This window comes from Nocardia sputorum, assembly GCF_027924405.1.
GTDB lineage: Bacteria > Actinomycetota > Actinomycetes > Mycobacteriales > Mycobacteriaceae > Nocardia > Nocardia sputorum.
Genome location: NZ_AP026978.1, coordinates 63,815 through 82,800 on the forward strand (window position 1 = coordinate 63,815; position 18,986 = coordinate 82,800).

An 18,986-nucleotide genomic window follows, 5' to 3' on the forward strand; every position below is an offset into this window, starting at 1 on the left:
AGATCGCTGGAGCTGAAGTGTGATTCCGCTCATCGAAGCGGCGCGAACTCCGCCGTGTTGCCGGGCTCGCGGCGGCGTGTTCAACCGGTCGCGGAGGAAGTCCGACCAGGCGTGCGCCGATCGGGTCAGCCCGCCGAAGCAGGCTCGGTGAAGGGCGGCGGGAAGTCACGTCGCGGTATCGCACTCGCCTCGGCCCAGCGGTAACCGGCGAGCGAACCGAGCCGGGTGTGCCTCCGGACGGGTGCCGGTGGCCGAGCGCCGCGCCGCGTCCCGCGGCTCGCGTGTCATCGTGGGGGTGCTTGTAATGGCTCGCGCGCAGTGGTTATCTCCACGCGGTGCTCGTGGGGACTCGGGGTCGAACGTGGTTGACAGTGCCGGGGCGCTTCTGCCACTCTCGGGTCAGGTCATGAGTGCCAGCGCGAAGCCCCGGCTTGCTGGCCGGCAACCCTCCTCCGCGGTGGGGTGCTCCGGGTGACGACCCGGCCGCCGCCCGACCGGGCGCGGCAAGCGCGGACTCGACGAATCATTCGATCGCGGGTCCTCTAGCCGACGGGATTCACGTGATGACTACTGCTGTCGACAACACCTGTGCCGCCCTCGCCCGAGTCTCCGGTGACGAACTGCGCGTGCCCCTGGTGCAGGGCGGAACCGCGACCTACGCCAACTTCGACTACGCGGCGAGCGCACCGGCATTGGCCCAGGTCACCGACCGGGTGCAGCAGCTGCTGCCGTTCTACGCCAGCGTGCATCGCGGCGCGGGCTACGCCTCCCGGATCTCCACCGAGTGCTACGAGGCCGCCCGCGGGTCGGTCTCCCGCTTCCTCGACGCCGCCGACGATCAGGTGGTGGTCTTCACCCGCAACACCACCGACTCGCTGAATCTGCTCGCGTCCTGCGTCCCCGGCGACACCGTGGTGCTCGACATCGAGCACCACGCCAACTTCCTGCCCTGGACCAGGCGGGGCAGGCGCGTCGTGCGGGCCGCGGGCACGGTCGAGGAGACCATCGGCAGGCTGGTCGCCGAACTGTGCAGCAGGCCCGCCGCATTGCTCGCCGTGACCGGTGCGTCGAACGTGACCGGTGAGGTGCTGCCGCTGGAGCGGCTGGCCACCATCGCGCATCAGTGCGGCGCCCGGATCCTCGTGGACGCGGCTCAGCTGGCGCCGCATCGGCGGATCAGTCTGCGCGACACGGGAATCGACTACCTGGCGTTCTCCGGGCACAAGCTCTACGCGCCGTTCGGCGCGGGTGTGCTGGTGGGCAAGCGGGATTGGCTCGATGCGGCGCGGCCCTACCTGGCGGGTGGCGGCGCGGTTCGGGAGGTGCGCACCGACGAGGCCGAATGGGCGCCCGCGCCGCAGCGGCACGAAGCCGGGTCGCCGAACGTGCTCGGCGCCGCCGCGTTGGCCGCCGCCTGTGACGCGCTCGGTGCCATCGACGCCGAAACCCTTGCCGCGCACGAACACCGGCTCGCCGACCGCCTCCGCGACGGCTTGGCCGCGATTCCCGGCGTCCAGCTGTTGCGCATCTGGACCGACAGCCTCGACTCCGTCGGCATCGTCGCGTTCACCCTCGACGACTTCGCCCCCGGCCACGTCGCCGCCTATCTCTCCGCCGAACACGGCATCGGCGTCCGCGACGGTCGCTTCTGCGCCCACCCCCTGCTCACCCGCCTCGGTTTGGACGGCGCGCTGCGCGCCAGCATCGGCCTCGGCACCACCTCCGCCGACGTGGACCGCCTGATCGAGGCGATCGCCACCCTCGCGCGCACGGGCACCACCTGGAATTACGCCACCGAGAACGGTGTCTGGAACCCCACCCCGGAAACGCGCCCCTTCACCTCCACCGCCCCCACCGGCGCGGCCCCCTGCCTGATCGGCTGAGGACGCGCACTCCGCGGGTCAGTCGCCGAGGGCGGTGGGCCGGTAGTAGCGGCCGTTGTAGTACAGCAGTGGTGCGGCGGCGGGCTTCTCGTCGGTGTTGTCGTGGACCCGGGTGACCAAGCCGACGACGAAGGTGTGGTCGCCGATGGGGATCAGCTGGTGCACGGTGGCGCGCAGCCAGATGGGGGTGCCGTGCAGGACCGGTTCGCCGGTGTCGAGGGTGGTCCACAGGCTGCGGTCGGCGAAACGCTCCTCGGCGGTGCGGGAGAACCGGTGGGCCAGGTGCTGCTGGTGTTCGCCGAGGAAGTGGATCACGACGGACGCGGCGTCCAGCATGGCGGACAGGCTGGAGGAGGTGTGCGCGATGTTGAACGACACCAGCGGCGGGTCCAGCGACAGTGAGGCGAAGGAGGTCGCGGTGAAGCCGACCGGCCCCCGTAGCGAAGTCAGCGTGACGACGGTGACACCGGCCGGGTAGTGGCGCATGGAGGCGCGATACTGCTCCGCGGTGATGCCGCTCAGATCATCGGGGACCCGCAGATCCGTTTCGGGTCGTGGTGCGTCGGTCACACCACGAAACTACGCCCCACTCAGGCCCGCGAGTGGCGGCATACGTCGTCCCACGGTCGGCACGCGGCTGGCCGGTGACTTTCCCGCAACGGCAGCGAGGCGCGCCCCTGGCGGCGTCCGGTGTGATTCGCGCGAGTCAGTCGACATCGATGGGGAGTCCCGCCGTGATGCGCAGCAACTCCGGGAACGAGGTCCGGAAGATGGTGTTCGGATGCCCGCCCGCGGCCCAGAGTTCGCGGTGGCGCGCCAGCGCGTTGTCCACCCACGTAGGCAGATTGGTCGGGTGGCCGACCGGTGCGACACCGCCGATCGGCTGGCCGGTCGCTCGGCGCACCATGTCGGCGGAGGCGCGGGTCAGCGTGCCCTCCAGGCGCGCGCCGGTCTTCGCCAAGTCGACTTGATGCGCCCCCGAGACCAGCAGTAGCACCGGGTCGTCGTCGAGCAGGAACACCAGGGACTTCGTGATCGCCCCCACGTCGACGCCGAGCGCTCGCGCGGCGTCCGCGGCGGTATGCGTCGGCTCCGGCTGGGCGACGATGAGACCGTGATGACCTCGGGAGATGAGGGTGTCCGCGACCCGGCAGGCGACCGGTGGCAATGACGACCTGCGCATCTCACCAGGGTAGAGCGAGTGCGGGCGGTATGCCGGGCGAGTCGCGCGGTCCGTTCAGTATTCCGGGTAGCCCTCGGGCGGCCCGAGCATTCCGGCGATCTGCGCGCGGGTGATGCGCGCGAGTTCCGTCACGTCGGGCGCGGAGACCGATTCGTGCGCAACGGCTTCGAAGGCGCGCTCGAGATCGCGCTGGGAGAGTGCGAGCAATTCGACGTCCGCCATGTTCAGCAGTGCGTCGTGATCCGGGTAGGGGCGGGCGTCGGCCAGTCGCTCCGCCCACGTGACATTGCAGCAGCATTCGTACAGTGCGTGAATCGCGCGACCGCGCGGCAATTCGTTGAACCGGTCCAGGCCGATTCCCCGGTGCATCAGCATGAGCTTCTCCGAACCCGATGACTGAGGTTTGCCGATGGGACAATGATCCGTCGTCGCCGTCGCGCGGAACCAGCGCACCGCCGGCGAATTTGCACAGGATTAACACGCTAGGCGATTTTCCCGGCGAGCCCGGCAGCCACGCAGGTCACCGGGTCGGGACACGGGCTCCACTCTGTCTCGATACGCTGTACAAATGACAGATTGGCAGGCTTTCACCGTCGAAACCAAGGATCACGTCGCGCAGGTGACGTTGATCGGCCCCGGCAAGGGCAACGCGATGGGTCCCGACTTCTGGCGCGAGCTGCCGGAGGTGTTCCAGGAGCTGGACGCCGACCCCGAGGTGCGGGCGATCGTGCTGACCGGGTCGGGCAAGCATTTCTCCTACGGCCTGGACCTGCCCGCGATGAGCGGCACGTTCGGCCCGCTGCTGGCCGATCGCGCCCTGGCCGCGCCGCGCACCGACTTCCTCACCGAGGTGCGCAAGATGCAGGCATCGATCACGGCCGTGGCGGACTGCCGCAAGCCGGTGATCGCGGCGGTGTCCGGCTGGTGCATCGGCGGCGGGCTGGACCTCATCGCGGCGGCCGACATCCGCTACGCCAGCGCGGAGGCCAAGTTCAGCCTGCGTGAGGCCAAGGTCGCGATCGTCGCCGACGTGGGCTCGCTGCACCGGCTACCCGGCATCATCGGCGAGGGGCACCTGCGTGAGCTCGCCTACACCGGCAAGGACATCGACGCCGCTCGCGCGGAGAAGATCGGTTTGGTCAACGATGTCCTCCCGGACCAGGAGGCGGCGCTGGACGCGGCGCACGCCACCGCACGCGAGATCGCCGCGAACCCGCCGCTGGTGGTGCCAGGCGTCAAGGACGTGCTGGATCAGCGGCGCAAGGACGAGATCGCCGCTGGACTGCGCTACGTCTCCGCGTGGAATGCCGCGTTCCTGCCCTCGGAGGACCTCACCGAGGCGATCAAGGCCGTCTTCGAGAAGCGCACGCCGGAATTCCGCGGCCAGTGACACCGGCGGCGCGCCCGCACCGGGGGAGCGCGCCGTGCCGAGCCCCAAGGGTGGGTATCGAGGGTGGGCAAGGTGATTCGCCTCAGGGTTGCCTTGCCCTCACCCTAGGGGTGGCTGTGCGGGGCGCCGATCGTCCATATCGTTTGTGACGTCGGAAATTTCGCCTCGCATTCAGGAGCAAGAACAATGCGTATCAAGTCCTTCCTCGCCGCTGGTCTGCTGGCCACCGCCGCCGTCGCCGGGGTGTCGACGGCTGCATCGGCCTCGGCCGCGCCGGTTTACCAGGAGGTCGCCTACGGCGGCACCTACGTCGGCACCTACGCCACGCTGAGCGCATGCCGGGCCGACGGCGAATCGCCGAGCACCGGCGGCTACTACTGGGAGTGCATCGAGTCCTGGGACGGCTGGGACCTGTACATCTACTACTGAGCCAACTGACACCGAGAAGGGGCATCCGGTATCCGGATGTCCCTTTTCGCCTTTCGCGCCGCGAACGGCAGAGCGGGGAGCCCGGGCCTACCGGACTCCCCGCTCGCGTTGTGCCCGAAGGGCTTTCAGTGCCCGCCCTGATCTTTCAGGCGCTGGATGGACGCTTCCACCTCGGCCTCGGCCTCGGCCCGGCCCACCCACTCCGAGCCCTTGACGTACTTGCCGGGCTCCAGGTCCTTGTAGCGCTCGAAGAAGTGCTTGATCGCGGCGAGTTCGAACTCCGGGACGTCCTTCAGATCCTGGATGTGGTCCCAGCGCGGGTCGCCCGCGGGCACGCACAGGATCTTGTCGTCGCCGCCCGCCTCGTCGGTCATCTTGTACATCGCGACCGGACGGGCCTCGACGATCACGCCGGGGAACACCGAATCGGGCAGCAGGACCAGCGCGTCCAGCGGGTCACCGTCCTCGCCGAGGGTGTTCTCGATGTAGCCGTAGTCGGCGGGATAGACCATGGACGTGTACAGGAACCGGTCGAGCCGGACCCGGCCGGTCTCGTGATCGACCTCGTACTTGTTCCGGGAACCCTTCGGGATCTCGATGGTGACGTCGAACTCCACGCCATCTCCTTCGTGCATCGGGGCCGAGTCCGGCGACTCGGCTGCTTTTCGGCGACTGCCGACTCGGCCGCTGCGGAGTGTGCCGACTCGCCAGGTTGTTCAGGGGAACGGTTGCGCAACGAGGATAGTGTGGTCGTCGGGGACATGGGTGCGGCAGGCGGCTGCTGCGGGAATCGGTCAGGAGAGCGGCGGCGACGTGTTTGGTGGCAACGAGAACATCGGTGGGCTGGCTGCCCGGCGGCGCCGCAACAGATGGATCTGGATCTCGAGCACGATGGTCGTACTGATCGTCGCCGCCGCCGTGGCGCTGCTCGCGGTGCGTCCGTGGACCCCTGAGTTCCGGCACGGTGGTCTCACCGTCGCCGCCCCGCCCGATCCGGTCGAGCCGTCGCCACAGGTCGGCCCGGCCCGGTCCACCGATTCCGCGCCGAGTCCGGCGGGGGTCGCCGCGGCGCTGGCCCCGGTTATCGCCAATCCGGACCTCGGCGCGTTCGCCGGGCAGGTGACCGACGCGGGCAGCGGGACGGTGCTGTGGAGCGGTGACGCGAACCGGCCGATGATCCCGTCGTCCACCGCGAAGATCCTCACCGCCGCGGCCGCCTTGCTCACGCTGCCCGTGGAGCACCGGGTGACCACGAAGGTCGTCGCCGGTGCGGCGCCGAACGAAGCGGTGCTGGTCGGCGGCGGCGATCCGACGCTCACCGCGCAACCGGACGGCAAGGGGTACTACCCGAACGGGCCGCGCCTGTCCGACCTGGTGAACCAGATCAAGTCCGCGGGCCGCGCGGTGGACACGATCGTCGTCGACATCTCCGCCTACACCGGCCCCACCATGGCGCAGGGCTGGGACCCGGTCGACATCCCCGAGGGTTCCATCGCCCCCATCGAGCCGGTGATGATCGACGGCGGTCGCCTGCAGCCGCTGGTCGAGTACTCGCCGCGCACCCCCACGCCCGCGCTGGACGCCGGGCGGCGGCTGGCGACCGATCTGGGGCTGGACCCCGCCAAGGTCAGGACGGGTGTCGCGCCCGCAGGCGCCGCCGAGATCGCTTCCGTGCAGTCGGCGCCGCTGCGCGACCGGCTGCGGGACATGATGGTCTACTCCGACAATGTGCTGGCCGAGACGATCGGCCGGGAGATCGCGACGGCCACCGGCGGCCCGGCGTCCTTCGCCGGTGGGGTCACCGCGGTGCGCACGGCGCTGAGCAAGGCCGGTTTCGATCTGTCCGGGCTGGATATGCACGACAGCAGCGGGCTTTCGGTCGACGACCGGATTCCCGCGCGATTGCTCGACCGCGTCGTGGCGACCGCGGCCGAGCCCACCGGCGCCACGGCGGTGCAACCGGCCGGTACCAAGGCCAAGCCCGAGACCAACCGGGTCGCGGCCACCTTGGCGCCGATGCTCGACGCCCTACCGGTCGCGGGCGCAACGGGGTCGCTGACCAGCCGCTACGTCACGCGGGACCGCCAGGGCGCGGGCTGGGTGCGGGCCAAGACCGGAACTCTGTCGGTCTCCAGCGCGTTGGTCGGGTATGTGCTGGACGCCGATGGGCGGGTGCTGACCTTCGCACTGATGTCGAACGATCGACCGCCGGAGGTCAGCAGGCCCGCGTTGGACGCGATCGCAGGCACGCTGCGAAACTGTGGATGCTCCTGACGGGTGGTTGATCATGACCCAGCAAGGTTCCGAGACAGCCGAATTCGGCTCCGCCGGTGCGGACGAGCGGCGTAAGGGCCGCTCGGGTCTGTCCGGTGTGGTCGATTGGCGCCTGGCCGCGCGAACCGGCTCCGCCCTGGTGCCCGCCGGTCCGCGCACGTCGCGCTATTCGGCCGAGCAGGTGGTCGCCGAACTCGCCGAGTCCTCCGTGCGGGCCGAGGCGCCGGTTCGCGAGGTCAGCGGGTTGCTGGACGACCGGCCGGTACCGGCGGCCCGGATCGTCGACCGCCCGGGCTGGATCACGGCCGCCGCCGACTCGATGGCCCAGCTCACCGGGACCGGCGAGGCGCGGTTGGACCGCAAGTTGGCGGGCAAACCCGCCGGAGTGCAGGCGGGTGCCATGCTCGCCTTCCTGTCCACCGCGATTCTCGGTCAATACGACCCGTTCACGGGCTCGGACGGCACCCTGCTACTGGTCGCGCCGAACATCGTGGCGGTCGAACGGGCGCTGGGGGTGTCGGCGAGCGATTTCCGGCTGTGGGTGTGCCTGCACGAGGTGACCCACCGGGTGCAGTTCTCCTCCGCCCCCTGGCTCGGCGACTACATGCGCGCCAACGTCGAGGTGCTCGGCGAGGTCGCCGACGAGCCGCTGAGCGACATGCTGTCCCGCCTGGTCGGCGAGGTGCGCGAGCGCCGTCGCGGGTCCACCCCCGACGACCCGGCCGCGCGCGGCGTGGTCGGCCTGCTGCGCGCCACGCAGGCGCCGCCGCAGCGCGCGGCGCTGGACCGTCTGCTCATGCTCGGCACCCTGCTGGAGGGGCACGCTGATCACGTCATGGATGCGGTCGGTCCCGCGGTCGTGCCGTCGGTCGAGCAGATCCGCACCGCGTTCGACCAGCGCCGCAGGCGTCCGACGAACCCGGTGCAACGCATCCTGCGCGCCCTGCTCGGCGTGGACGCGAAGGTCGCCCAGTATGTGCGCGGCAAGAAATTCGTGGACGAGGTCGTCGGGGCTGTGGGGATGACGCGGTTCAACACCGTGTGGACCGACGCCGAGACCTTGCCGCGCACCGACGAGATCGAGCATCCGCAGCGCTGGATCGAGCGCGTGCTGGCCTGAGCGAGCAAGCCGGTACCGGGCCCGGTGGTGGTTCGCCGCGAGCGGTCGGGCCGGTAGGCTGCGCCCATGGGGCGTGCGCCAGGAACGACACCCGGGCGCTCATCCGCGCCCGCCACAGGCCCCGCCCGGTTGCCCGAGACCGCTGCCGTGCTCGCCGTCCGCCGGGCGGTCCGCGACTGGCTGGGCAGGTTCGGGCCGCGCGAGACCGACGAGCAGGCGGTGGCGGTCGCGTTGTCCGGTGGCGCTGATTCGCTGGCCCTCACCGCGGCGGCGGTGGTGGAGATGAACGCGGTGGACGCGCTGGTGGTCGATCATCGCCTGCAGCCCGGGTCCGGCGCGGTCGCCGCCGAGGCGGCGGCGCAGGCGCTGGCGCTCGGCTGCCGGTCCGCGCGCGTGCTCGCGGTCCAGGTCGGCACCGCGGGCGGCTTGGAAGCCGCCGCTCGCCGGGCCCGCTACGCCGCGTTGGACTCGGCGCGCTCGGGCTTGCCGGTGCTGCTCGGTCACACCCTCGACGACCAGGCCGAAACGGTGTTGCTGGGCCTCGCGCGGGGCTCCGGTGGCCGCTCGATCCAAGGGATGGCCGCCTGTGCCGAGCCGTGGGGACGGCCGTTGCTCGGCGTGCGCCGGGAAACCACCCGGCAGATGTGCGCCGACCTGGGCGTGACGCCGCACGACGATCCGCACAACGCGGCGCCGGAGTTCACCAGGGTCCGGCTGCGCACCGAGGCGCTGCCGCTGTTGGAGCAGATCCTCGGCGGTGGCGTGGCCCCCGCGCTGGCGCGCACGGCCGAGCAGCTGCGCGAGGACGGCGCGGTGCTGGACGTGCTCGCCGCCGACCTGCGGCACACCGCCGGTGATGGGCAGGCGCTGGTGATCGAGACCCTCGCCACTGCGCCCGCCGCCCTCCGCAAACGGGCGATCCGGGCATGGCTGCTGGACAACGGGGCGAAAGCCCTGACCACGAAGCATTTACAGGCAGTCGACGAACTGGTTACCGCTTGGCGCGGGCAGGGCGGCGTCGCGGTCGGCGGAGGAAGGCCGGGTAGCAGGTTGGTCGCCGGGCGTGAACATGGCAGGCTGACACTGCGGCTGGACGAGGACGGCATCGGATCGATGACGCAGACCGAACCGGCCCAACGGGCTCACCACCACGGAAGGGAATCCAGCTGACGTGTACGGGGATGACATCGCGTCGGTGCTGATCACCGAGGAACAGATCGCCGCCAAGACCCAGGAGCTGGCCGAACTCATCGCCAAGCGGTATCCCCCGGACGCTCCCGAGGGCGATCTGCTGCTGGTGGGTGTGCTCAAGGGCGCCATCTTCTTCATGACCGACCTGGCCAAGGCGCTGCCGATCCCCACCCAGATGGAATTCATGGCCGTCTCGTCCTACGGGTCGTCGACCTCGTCCTCGGGTGTCGTGCGCATCATGAAGGACCTGGACAAGGACATCGCGGGCCGCAACGTCCTGATCGTCGAGGACATCATCGACTCCGGGCTCACGCTGTCCTGGCTCAAGCGGAACCTGTCCACCCGCAACCCGGCTTCGCTCGAGGTGGTCACCCTGCTACGCAAGCCCGACGCGTTACGCACGCCCGTGGAGGTCGCGCACGTCGGCTTCGACATCCCGAACGAATTCGTCGTGGGTTACGGCCTCGACTACGCGGAGCGCTACCGCGACCTGCCCTACATCGGCACCTTGGATCCCAAGGTCTACGGCGGCTGAGGCGTCAGCCGGGCAGGATGCCGAAAATCGTTGCCGGGGAGCCGGAACCGCCGCGATAGAGCGGTCCGCCGACCAGCACCCATGCCCCGCTCGCGGGCAGCGCGGCCAGGTTCGCCATGCATTCCAAGCTGATCCGGCGTTCGCCGTAGAGCAGCTTGGACACCTCGTACGTCTGGTCGGTACCCACATCCGGACCGAACGTGTCGATGCCGAGCGCGCCACGGCGGCCGAGCCTGCCGCTGCGCAGCAGCCATTCCACCGTCTCCACCGCGAAACCGGGCTGACGACCGGCCGATTCGCCCGTGCCGATGAACTCCGGTGTACCCCATTTGGCGTCCCAGCCGGTCCAGGCGATCACCGCCGCTCCGTCCGGGATCCGGCCGTGTCCGGCCTCCCAGCGCGTCAGATCGTCCACCGTGATCGCGTAGTCGCGATCGGTCGCGCAGCGGTGCCGGACATCGATCTTCACCGCGGGCAGCAGCAGGTCGTCCGGGTCCAGTTCGTGCGCGGCCAGTCCGTCGGCGCGGAAATGGATCGGTGCGCCCCAATGGGTTCCGGTGTGCTCGCCTTGCCGGATGTAGCGCAGGTAATAGCCGTGATCGGCGATCGTGGCCACCACGTCGGTGCCGAACTCGGGGTCCTCCGGGTACAGCGGCGTGGTGGCCGGGTCGTGGACGTGCGACAGATTCACCAACCGTCCCAGCGGGCGCGGCGTGGTCATCGAGTCCGCTGCGGGATCGCCCTGGCCAGCGCGAGCAGATCTGCTTCGAGGATGCGGAACAGCCGATAGGTCAGCACGAATGCCAGGATGCCACCCACACTCAGCACGCGCACCGGAACGATCACCAACTCCAGGTCGGCGGCGTCGACGAAGGTCGCGCTCGCCACGCCGAGCAGCGGAACCGACGCCGCGACACCCAGATAGAAGTTGCCGCGCCGGGCCAGCGCGCGCAACTGGCGTTCGTCGTCGGGCCCGATGCCGCCGCGCACCAGCAGTTGTGGATAGATCGAGCGCACCGCGTAGACCATGATCGGGAAGAACGGATAGGCCAGTGCGATGGCCGCGCACACCACCTGGGCGGCGAAGAAATGCAGAAAGGTCCCGCGCGGCAGGTCGACGCCGGAGAAAGCCAGTCCCAGCGGCCAGATGATGCCGGCCACCAGCCAGAAGCCGAAAGGTATCCACACCGCCCAGTCGCCCATCAGCAGGGTGTCGCGGCGCGCTTTCGCGAGCGTGCGCGCCGAATACCCGCGGCCGTGGCCGAGGCGGTAGGCGATGGCGAGCGGCCGCCGGGTCATGAACAACAGCAGCAGCGCGGCGACCGGGAAGGCGACGACATTGTTGATCAATCCGACCGTCGCGAACTTCTCCTGGTCTGCGGCCGACATCCGGTCGATGATCAGGGCCTGGTTCAGCTGGATGTTGTAGAAGCTGGCCAGCACGTTGGGCACGCCGACGCACAGCGCCGCGACGGGGAGCAGCCAGCCCCGGGCCCGGTGCGCGAGGCTGCGGGGCGGGGGATCGACCAGATCACGCGCGCGGGTGTCCAGGCACAGGTCGAGCTGTGCCGCGAGTTCCGCGCCGCCGCGCCAGCGGCGTTCGGGGGCCGCGTGCAGGCAGTCCAGCAGCACGCGGCGCAGCGCGGCGGGGGTGTCTTCCGGCAGACGCGCGAGTGCCGCAGGCGAGACACCGTCGCGGCGCACCGCGAGCATCGCCGCGTACGTCTCGGCGCCGGGCCCGTCCTCCGCGAGGGGCGGATCGTCGAAGGGAGTCGCGCCTGTCAGCATTTCCCACAGCAGCACGCCGAGGGAGTAGACGTCGCTGGTGTCGCCGGGGACCGGCGCGCCGGGATCGAGATAGGCGGCCAGTTGTTCCGGGGATCGGTAGACCAGCGCGTCGGGCGCGCCGGGCCCGCGCGGCGGGGGAACGCGCGCCGCCGACTCGCCGAGGGCGAAATCGGCGAGTTTCGGAATGCCCTCCGCGGTGAACAGCACGTTCGCCGGCTTGATGTCGTGGTGCAGCACGCCCTGGTGGGCGGCGTAATCCAGGGCGTCGGCCAGCCGCCTGCCCACCCACGCCACGGTCTCCGGCCAGCTCAGCCGGGCGATTTCGGAGCGCACGCTGGAATCCGCGGGCCGGATCTCACCCTTGGCCTCCATGGCGCTGTCCACCGCGCGCAACAGCAGGGCGCCGCCATCGGACACCGGGCCGCGACGGCGTTGTTCGAGAAGACCGACCGCCGTGCCGCCGGGAAGGTACTGCATGTAGACCAGGCGCGGGAGGACGGTCGTCCGGGGCTCCGGCGCGAGGGCCGTCCCGGAGCGCGCGGACGTGACGTCGTCCGGGGGACCCGCGATGGTCGCGTCCGGATCGACCGATCGTTCGGTCACCGCTGTGTCGGGGTGCGCGAGCACCGCCGCGCCGGTTTCGGCCGATCGCCCGGGGTCGGGCGTTCGGGGACGGCGAGAGGGAAGCGAAGGGGATCTGTCGGGCTCGGCGACGATGGTCTCGTCATCGATGGTTTCCCCCGCGACGACCGTCGCCTCGTCCGGGACTGACGGGTGGGTAACGGTCGCGCCGTGGCTTTCGGCGACGCGCGGGCGAGCCTCCTCGTCGCCGGGGCGGTTGGTCGTCCCGTTAGGACGGTTTTCCGCAGCGGTCTCGTCGTCGCTGGGGCGGCTCGGCGTCCGGAGGGGTGACGCCGCCGCGACGGTGGCTTCGAGGTCGAAGAGGGTGTCGTCATCGCCGGGGCGGCCTGCGGTCCGGGCGGGCGGGGCGGCGACGGTGGCGTCGAGATCGAACGACTCGGCGGCCGAGGCGTCGAGGTCGGTGGGCGGCGCAGCGATGGTGACGTCCGCGTCGGTGGCCACGCTCTGGCCCCCGTTCGCGGGGGTCGCGGCCATTGTGCGGGTAGGCGCGGCATCGGCGCCGAGCACCCGCTGATCGAAGACGCGCACGATGTGGGCGTGATCGAGCTGGGCCATCGTGCGCGGTGCGCCCGCCCGGCCCGCCGAGAACCGCACGGCGACCAGCCGTTGCATGGAACGCTGCCTGGCCAGGAAGACGCGGCCGAGCAGCCCGGAGCCGAGGTCGGTGAGCAGATCGAAGTCATCGATCCGGTGGCCGGGCGCGAGGTCGGCGAGCGCGGCGAGGGTTTCGCCCGGCATGTCGTCGACGTCGTCGTCGGAATCGGCGAAGTCGGCGAGGATCTCACCGGCCGCGCCCGCGAGGTCCGGGTAGTCGCCGAGGAAATCCGCCAGCGGCAGCTGTCCGCGCCGGCGGCGGACCAGGAATTCTTCGCACACGAGATCGACCAGCTCGGGGCTGTCGTCCACCTCCGGGAATTCCGCGCGGTATTCCGCGACTCGCTTGCCGAGTCCTTCGCGTTCCCAGCGCCGTCGCAGATCCACCCGGATCAGGTCGATGAGTACGGCCAAGCGAGCCTGCGTGCCATCGGGCACGTAGTCACGGATCTGCGGCGGTAACCGGTCGCTGTGAAGGCTGCGCTGCCAGTCGGCGGTGAACCGGGCGACGGCATCGGTGCGCGGGAAACTCACGTGCCGGACTCCGCGACGGTCGTGGTCGCTCGGACGGACCTGGCCTCGGCGGCCCCGGTTTCGGCGGATTCGGGATCGACCACCCGCTCCAGCGCTCGCAGATCCGCTTCGAGCGCACGGAACAGCAAATAGGTGCCCACGAACGCGATTATGCCGCCCACGCACAGCAGCCGGACCGCGAAGATCACCGACGGAATATCGGAGGGCGGTAGGAAGGTCACTCCGGCGACCGCGAGCAACGGCACCGACGCGGCGACCGCGAGGTAACCGTTGCAACGCCGGTCCAGGCCGCGCAGCCACACCGCGTCCTCCGGGCTGATGTCCCCGTGCCGGAGGAACAGCGGATAGATGCACCGCACCATGTAGAAGGTCAGCAGGAAGAAGGGATAGGCGACCGCGATCGCACCGCACACCACCAGTGAGGAGAAGAAGTGGACCACGGCGCGGGTCGCTATGTCTCCGGTCGACACCTGAAGCGCGATCGGGAAGATCAGCCCGGCCAGCACCCATAGCGAGAAGGCCACGACCACGGCCCTATCGCCCATCAGCAGCGCGTCCTTTCTGGCGCGCTGGAGGGTGTCCGGGTCGTATCGTCGTCCTTTGCGCAGACCACGCGGCACGGTCAGGACGTATCTCGCCATGTACAGCACGACCGCGATGCCGGCCGGGAAGAAGATCGCGTTGACCACGCCGGTGATGATCAGGAAGGTCTGCTGGGCGTCCTCGGTCATCCGGCTGATGATCAGGTGCTGGTTGTGCTGGATGTTGTACAGCGACGCGAGCACATTCGGCAGCGCCACCGCCAGCAGCGCGACCGGCACGATGTACGGGCGCAGCCGCCGCCGCCAGCTTTTCGGCGGGGGGTCGACAAGGTCGCGCGCGCGCTCGTCCAGGCACATTTCCAGCTGCCTGGCCAGGATCGCACCGCTGGACCAGCGGTCGGTCCGCTCCGGCGCGAGACAGGTCAGCAGCACTCGGCACAAGGCGGCCGGGCAGTCGGGCGGAACCCGGCGCAGCGCGACTTCGTCCACGCCGGTGCTGCGCCGCTCCAGCATGGCCTCGAGCGTGGTGTCGTCGCCTTGCTCGCCCGCGCCCGCCGTCCGGTCGTCGAACGGCTTCGCGCCGGTGAGCAGCTCCCACAGCACCACGCCCAGCGAATAGATGTCGGCGCGGGTGTCCAGGTCGGCGGCGCTGCGGCCGAAGCTCGGGTGGCAGGCCTCCAGCTGTTCCGGCGACATGTAGGCCAGTGAGCCGCCGAAATAGGCGACCGGGCTGGTGCCCTCCACGTTGCGGCTGAAGCTGATGTTGAAGTCCGCCAGTTTCGGCACGCCCTCGGCGGTGAGCAGGACGTTGGCCGGTTTCACGTCGCGGTGCAGCACGCCGTGCGAGGACGCGTAGTCCAGCGCCTCGGCCAGCCTGCGGCCCAGCCAGGCCACCGTCTCCGGCCAGCTCAGCCGGGCGAGTTCGGCGCGCACGCTGGAGTCGGTCGGCCGGATCTCGCCCTTCTCCTCCATGGCCGCGTCCACGGCGTCGAGCAGGAGCCTGCCGCTGCGCTCGGCGGGCGGGGTCGCGCGCACCCAGCGCAGCACGCCAAGCAGCGTGCCGCCGGGGAGGAACTGCATGTAGAGCAGCCGCAGCCGGCGTGCGGCGCCCTCGGCGTCGTCGAGCAGCCGCTGGTCGAAGACCCGCACGATGTAGTCGTGGTCCAGCTGCGCCAGCGTCTGCGGTTCGGTGCCGTGGTCGCTGGAGATCTTGACCGCGACCAGCCGCTGCAGCGAACGCTGCCGGGCGAGGAAGACCCGGGCGAACGCACCGCTGCCCAGACCGGTCAGCAGATCGAAGTCATCGATCTGCTGACCGATCTCGATGCGGTCGAGCGGGTCGGGCCGGCTCGGTCCGGTGCCGATCGTCGTGGGCACGGCGGTCGCCGTACCCGTCAGATCGGCGGCGGTCGTTCTGGTCACCTCGGAATCACGAGCGGACTCGGCGGTTCGGTTCAATGCGGTGTCGTCGAAATCCGCGCCGGTGTGCGCGAGGGCGGTCCGGGTGGCGTCCTCTCCAGGCGCGCGGCGGGTGCTCTGGTCGACCTCGTCGGCGTTCAGCAGCTCGCGCAATTCCTCGGCCTGACGTGGGTATTCGCGTAGGCATTCGCGCGGATCGACCCGCTCGCCGCTCTGGCGGCGGATGACGAACTCCTCGTACACCAGACCGGCCGGAATATCGTCGGAAACGAGTTCGGGAAATTCGGCGCAGTAATCGGCCAGGCGCATGCGCGCGGCAGGCTGCGTCGCGTCGCTCGTGATCGCCCGGCGGCGATGCAGCCAACGATTGCGCAGGTCGACGCGGATCAGCTCGAGCAGCGCCTCGCGGCGCAAGGTGCTGGCGTCGGGCAGGTATTCGGCGATGACCGGCGGGCGCCGGGTCGATTTCCAAGCCGCGGAGAACGCCGCCACCGCGTCGGATTCGGCGCGCGACAGATCACCACTCCTGGCACGGGTGGAAACACCCGTGTCGGATTCGGAACTTCTCTCAGAGTTCGCACTCATGTCGGGACCTATGGCTCGGCGGACGCCGCAGAATCCGCATCGGTCGTTGCCGGATGGGCCGAAAAATTCTCGCCACACCCGACACCATCATCCCCCGCGCCGTATTCGAAATGATAACTTGCGGCTCGACAGTGGATCACCCGATTTCGACAACGACGCGACGGGGGATGACCAGCACATGTCTGACGAGGCCGCAATCATGGCGGACAGCTCGAAAATCAATGAACCCATGCTCTCCCGGCCGTTCGGGACCGCTACCGAAACGCGGCCGGACAGTGCCCGGGACACCGAGGACGGTCTGGAACGCGGCCCGGCCGCGACGATCGCGGCGTGTGTACGCGACGGCCTGTTGCACCCCGGCCAAGTGGCGGCGGATGCCGGGACGCGGATCGCCGCGGCGGACCGGAACTGCCCGGCGTTCAGCGTGCTTCGCGCCGAACAGGCGATGGCCGAGTCGGCGAGCCTGACCGAACGCGACGACCTCGACGTGCTGCCCATGGCCGGTGTCCCGGTCGCGGTCGAACACGGCGTGCCCATCGCTGGCGAGCCGGTGCCGTGGGGGCCTGCGGCCGCCGCGGATCATCCGGTGGTGGCGCGGCTGCGCGCCGCCGGCGCGGTCGTCATGGGGCTGGTCGCGGCGCCCGAGCTGAGCCGATGGGCGACGAGCGAAGGCTCGGAGCGTGTCATCCGCAATCCCTGGAACCAAGGGCGCAACGCCGGTGGCGCGGCAGGCGCGGCCATCGCGGCCGGGCTGATCCCGGTGGCGCACGGCTGCGATGGCTTGGGTGCGGTGCGGGTGGCCGCCGCGTGCTGCGGCGTCTTCGGGATCAAGCCGGGGCAGCACATGGTGCCCGGCGCCGGCGCCTGGTCGGGCCTGGTCGAGAGCGGTGTTCTGGCAAGCAGTGTGGACGACGCGGCACTGGCGCTGTCGGTGCTGGCGGCGCGGCCGGACCTGGCCGAGGTGGATCCGCCCGGCCGACTACGCATCGCCCTGGCCGTGGACCCACCGTCTCGCTTGCTGCGCGTCGACCGGCATTGGACGGCCGCGGCCCGCAGAGCGGCCGCGGTGGCCGCGGCGGCGGGCCATGTGGTCGAACCGACCGTCCTACCGTACGGAAACGCACTGCTCGCGACATCCCTACGCTGGCTGGCCCTCGGTGCGCGCGATGCCCCCGAGCTACCCGAGCCCGACCAGCTATCCCGAAGAGCCCGCCGTCGACTGGCCCTCGGCCGCACGGTGCATCGGCTACGGCTCGCGCGCCCAGCCCAGATCGACCGGGTCGAGGCGCGACTACTGGAATTCTTCGAGCGTTACGACGTGGTGATCACTCCCACGCTCGCCGCCCCGCCACCCCCGGCGCGGGCCTGGCACTTCCGCAATCGGCCGGCCACCCTGCTCGCCGGCGCGCGATTCGCCCCCTTCACTCCGCTGTGGAATCTGGTCGGCTGGCCCGCCGCGTCCATCCCGATGGGCATGCATCCCGGATCGGAGACGCCGGTGGCCGCCCAGCTCGCCGGGCCGCCCGGCAGCGAGTCCACCCTGCTACGGCTGTCCGCGCAATTGGAGACCCGCTACCCCTGGCAGCGCACCGCACCCGAAGGCCGATTCATACGCTGACCGGCGACTGCTGCGCCGCGAAGCCGCCTTCGACGGCACGACCGGCGAACTCGAGGATGGTCGGCCGGTTGTCGTCGGCTCGCCAGGCCACGGCGAGCTCGCACGGCGCGAGCCCCGACACGGGCCGCGCGGTCAGCCCCGGCCAGCGGTACATCGGCACGTTGTTCTCGGCGAGCAGGCACACGCCCAGACCGAGGCTCACGGCTTCCAGCTTGTCCTCGGCGGTCGCGGCCTCGGCGCCGATCTTCGGGGGCCGCCCGCCGCGTCCGTCGTTGCCGAGCCAGAAGTCGCGTACCGCACCGGCTTCGGTGGGCAGCGCGACGAACGGCTCGTCGAGCAGATCGGCGAACTCGATGGTCTCCGAGACGGCGAGCGGATGGTTCTCCGGGAGCAGCACCCAGCGCGGCTCGGTGCGCAGCACCTGCCACCGGTAACGGCTCTGGTCCGGCAGCGGGAGCCAGACCAGCGCGAGGTCGGCCTGCCTGCCCGCGAGCCCGCTGGAGGGATCCGTCCACGAGGCGGCGTGCAGCGCGAGGCGATGGCCGCTGGCGCTCTCCAGATCGCTGAGCAGCCCGCGCCCGAGCGCTGACTGGATGCCGACGCGCAGCACCTCGCCCGCTTCCTGCAGCGAGACGTTGGTGACCTCCCACAGCTCCAGGATCTTGCGAGCGCCTTCGAGCAGTTCCTTGCCCGCGACGGTCAGCGCGACGCTGCGCTGGTTGCGGTCGAACAGGACCACGTCGAGCTGACGTTCCAGCTGACGGATCTGACGCGACAGGGTGGGTTGAGCGATGTGCAGCCGCTGAGCGGCGTTGGTGAAGTGCAGTTCCTCAGCGACGGCGACGAAATACCGCAGGTCGCGCAAGTGCGGGTCCATAGCCCCTTGCTATCAGAATCAGTCCGGAATTTCCAGCCTTATCAGGCCGAAAAGTTCGGATACGGGTGCCGAAACAGTCGGCAGGTTTGTTAGGGACAGCATATTGCTTGTGATGATGCTCCGCATCAAGCGGTGGGCGAATTTTCGGCATGCGGCCAGCGCCAAGCGTGCGGCTGCTTGACTTGGGCACTTGACCAGCATGGATGACGCGGTTCGGGTGGTGGCGTCGGCGGAATACGGCCGCCCGGGCGCCGGTGGGATACGGCTGAGAATTTGCCGCTGACCGGCTATCCGATGTAAGCGAGAGCTCGCGTGATTTTCCTCACAAATCTGGTCGGGTGCGGCGCTCGTAACGTCTCCCCGGACACGACAAGGCGCCGCG

General features: G+C 70.2%; 16 protein-coding genes and 1 riboswitch. Of the genes, 8 read left to right on the forward strand and 8 right to left on the reverse strand.

Features of this window, described 5'->3' with window-relative positions:
- Positions 1–402: 402 nt before the first annotated feature.
- A riboswitch (SAM riboswitch) is annotated at positions 403–516 on the forward strand.
- Positions 517–563: 47 nt separating this feature from the next.
- The gene (locus tag QMG86_RS00305; RefSeq protein WP_281876969.1) at positions 564–1,883 is read left to right on the forward strand and encodes an aminotransferase class V-fold PLP-dependent enzyme; all 1,320 of its coding nucleotides are present in this window, start codon (positions 564–566) and stop codon (positions 1,881–1,883) included.
- Between the two features lie 18 nt (positions 1,884–1,901).
- Here QMG86_RS00305 and QMG86_RS00310 read toward each other — a convergent pair whose 3' ends face one another.
- The 3 genes from QMG86_RS00310 to QMG86_RS33675 form a co-directional block, all read right to left on the reverse strand.
- Positions 1,902–2,453: a flavin reductase family protein gene (locus tag QMG86_RS00310; protein ID WP_350356361.1), complete on the reverse strand. Its 552-nt coding sequence runs from the start codon at positions 2,451–2,453 to the stop codon at positions 1,902–1,904.
- A 136-nt stretch (positions 2,454–2,589) separates the two neighbouring features.
- The gene (locus tag QMG86_RS00315) at positions 2,590–3,066 is read right to left on the reverse strand and encodes a YbaK/EbsC family protein (protein WP_281876970.1); all 477 of its coding nucleotides are present in this window, start codon (positions 3,064–3,066) and stop codon (positions 2,590–2,592) included.
- Between the two features lie 54 nt (positions 3,067–3,120).
- Positions 3,121–3,441: a 2-oxo-4-hydroxy-4-carboxy-5-ureidoimidazoline decarboxylase gene (locus tag QMG86_RS33675; RefSeq protein ID WP_281876971.1), complete on the reverse strand. Its 321-nt coding sequence runs from the start codon at positions 3,439–3,441 to the stop codon at positions 3,121–3,123.
- Between the two features lie 193 nt (positions 3,442–3,634).
- Here QMG86_RS33675 and QMG86_RS00325 point away from each other — a divergent pair, with 193 nt between their 5' ends.
- Positions 3,635–4,456: a crotonase/enoyl-CoA hydratase family protein gene (locus tag QMG86_RS00325; RefSeq protein WP_281876973.1), complete on the forward strand. Its 822-nt coding sequence runs from the start codon at positions 3,635–3,637 to the stop codon at positions 4,454–4,456.
- A gap of 186 nt (positions 4,457–4,642) precedes the next feature.
- Positions 4,643–4,885 carry a hypothetical protein gene (locus tag QMG86_RS00330; protein ID WP_159841880.1) on the forward strand — a complete coding sequence of 81 codons (243 nt, stop codon included), beginning with the start codon at positions 4,643–4,645 and terminating at the stop codon, positions 4,883–4,885.
- 125 nt (positions 4,886–5,010) lie between these two features.
- Here the strand turns inward: QMG86_RS00330 and QMG86_RS00335 are convergent, their stop codons facing one another.
- Positions 5,011–5,502, reverse strand: a complete 492-nt coding sequence (locus QMG86_RS00335; protein ID WP_195078000.1) for an inorganic diphosphatase — start codon at positions 5,500–5,502, stop codon at positions 5,011–5,013.
- 217 nt (positions 5,503–5,719) lie between these two features.
- Here QMG86_RS00335 and dacB point away from each other — a divergent pair, with 217 nt between their 5' ends.
- The 4 genes from dacB to hpt all read left to right on the forward strand — a co-directional run bounded on the left by dacB (position 5,720) and on the right by hpt (position 10,005).
- Entirely contained in the window at positions 5,720–7,159 is a 1,440-nt protein-coding gene (gene dacB / locus QMG86_RS00340; RefSeq protein WP_434085634.1) for a D-alanyl-D-alanine carboxypeptidase/D-alanyl-D-alanine endopeptidase, read from the forward strand.
- A 13-nt stretch (positions 7,160–7,172) separates the two neighbouring features.
- The gene (locus QMG86_RS00345) at positions 7,173–8,279 is read left to right on the forward strand and encodes a zinc-dependent metalloprotease (RefSeq protein WP_281876978.1); all 1,107 of its coding nucleotides are present in this window, start codon (positions 7,173–7,175) and stop codon (positions 8,277–8,279) included.
- A 66-nt stretch (positions 8,280–8,345) separates the two neighbouring features.
- Positions 8,346–9,449 (forward strand): tRNA lysidine(34) synthetase TilS, encoded by a 1,104-nt coding sequence (gene tilS, locus QMG86_RS00350; protein ID WP_281876979.1) that lies wholly within the window; start codon positions 8,346–8,348, stop codon positions 9,447–9,449.
- Position 9,450: 1 nt separating this feature from the next.
- A complete protein-coding gene (gene hpt / locus QMG86_RS00355) occupies positions 9,451–10,005 on the forward strand; it encodes a hypoxanthine phosphoribosyltransferase (RefSeq protein ID WP_040864524.1) in 555 nt (184 codons plus the stop codon).
- A 4-nt stretch (positions 10,006–10,009) separates the two neighbouring features.
- Here hpt and QMG86_RS00360 read toward each other — a convergent pair whose 3' ends face one another.
- Genes QMG86_RS00360 through QMG86_RS00370 form a run of 3 tightly spaced genes read right to left on the reverse strand, consistent with a single transcriptional unit; the run spans position 10,010 to position 16,109 of the window.
- Positions 10,010–10,726 carry a cyclase family protein gene (locus tag QMG86_RS00360; RefSeq protein WP_281876980.1) on the reverse strand — a complete coding sequence of 239 codons (717 nt, stop codon included), beginning with the start codon at positions 10,724–10,726 and terminating at the stop codon, positions 10,010–10,012.
- A complete protein-coding gene (locus tag QMG86_RS00365; RefSeq protein ID WP_434086143.1) occupies positions 10,723–13,563 on the reverse strand; it encodes a protein kinase domain-containing protein in 2,841 nt (946 codons plus the stop codon). Before QMG86_RS00365 ends, QMG86_RS00360 begins: the two co-directional genes overlap by 4 nt.
- Entirely contained in the window at positions 13,560–16,109 is a 2,550-nt protein-coding gene (locus tag QMG86_RS00370; RefSeq protein ID WP_281876981.1) for a serine/threonine-protein kinase, read from the reverse strand. Before QMG86_RS00370 ends, QMG86_RS00365 begins: the two co-directional genes overlap by 4 nt.
- A gap of 229 nt (positions 16,110–16,338) precedes the next feature.
- On the opposite strand from QMG86_RS00370, the gene QMG86_RS00375 reads away from it, so the two are divergent.
- Positions 16,339–17,727, forward strand: a complete 1,389-nt coding sequence (locus QMG86_RS00375) for an amidase family protein (protein WP_281876982.1) — start codon at positions 16,339–16,341, stop codon at positions 17,725–17,727.
- On the opposite strand, the gene QMG86_RS00380 is transcribed toward QMG86_RS00375, so the two are convergent.
- Positions 17,717–18,604, reverse strand: a complete 888-nt coding sequence (locus tag QMG86_RS00380) for a LysR family transcriptional regulator (RefSeq protein ID WP_043718476.1) — start codon at positions 18,602–18,604, stop codon at positions 17,717–17,719. The genes QMG86_RS00375 and QMG86_RS00380 overlap by 11 nt on opposite strands.
- Positions 18,605–18,986 lie beyond the last annotated feature (382 nt).

What these genes read in the sequence shown, in the direction of transcription:
- QMG86_RS00380 (WP_043718476.1), bottom strand. Translation starts at nt 18,604, where the DNA reads ATGGACCCGCACTTGCGCGACCTGCGGTATTTCGTCGCCGTCGCTGAG.
- QMG86_RS00325 (WP_281876973.1), top strand. Translation starts at nt 3,635, where the DNA reads ATGACAGATTGGCAGGCTTTCACCGTCGAAACCAAGGATCACGTCGCG.
- QMG86_RS00305 (WP_281876969.1), top strand. Translation starts at nt 564, where the DNA reads ATGACTACTGCTGTCGACAACACCTGTGCCGCCCTCGCCCGAGTCTCC.
- tilS (WP_281876979.1), top strand. Translation starts at nt 8,346, where the DNA reads ATGGGGCGTGCGCCAGGAACGACACCCGGGCGCTCATCCGCGCCCGCC.
- QMG86_RS00360 (WP_281876980.1), bottom strand. Translation starts at nt 10,726, where the DNA reads ATGACCACGCCGCGCCCGCTGGGACGGTTGGTGAATCTGTCGCACGTC.
- QMG86_RS00375 (WP_281876982.1), top strand. Translation starts at nt 16,339, where the DNA reads ATGCTCTCCCGGCCGTTCGGGACCGCTACCGAAACGCGGCCGGACAGT.
- QMG86_RS33675 (WP_281876971.1), bottom strand. Translation starts at nt 3,441, where the DNA reads ATGCTGATGCACCGGGGAATCGGCCTGGACCGGTTCAACGAATTGCCG.
- QMG86_RS00315 (WP_281876970.1), bottom strand. Translation starts at nt 3,066, where the DNA reads ATGCGCAGGTCGTCATTGCCACCGGTCGCCTGCCGGGTCGCGGACACC.
- QMG86_RS00345 (WP_281876978.1), top strand. Translation starts at nt 7,173, where the DNA reads ATGACCCAGCAAGGTTCCGAGACAGCCGAATTCGGCTCCGCCGGTGCG.
- QMG86_RS00330 (WP_159841880.1), top strand. Translation starts at nt 4,643, where the DNA reads ATGCGTATCAAGTCCTTCCTCGCCGCTGGTCTGCTGGCCACCGCCGCC.
- QMG86_RS00370 (WP_281876981.1), bottom strand. Translation starts at nt 16,109, where the DNA reads ATGAGTGCGAACTCTGAGAGAAGTTCCGAATCCGACACGGGTGTTTCC.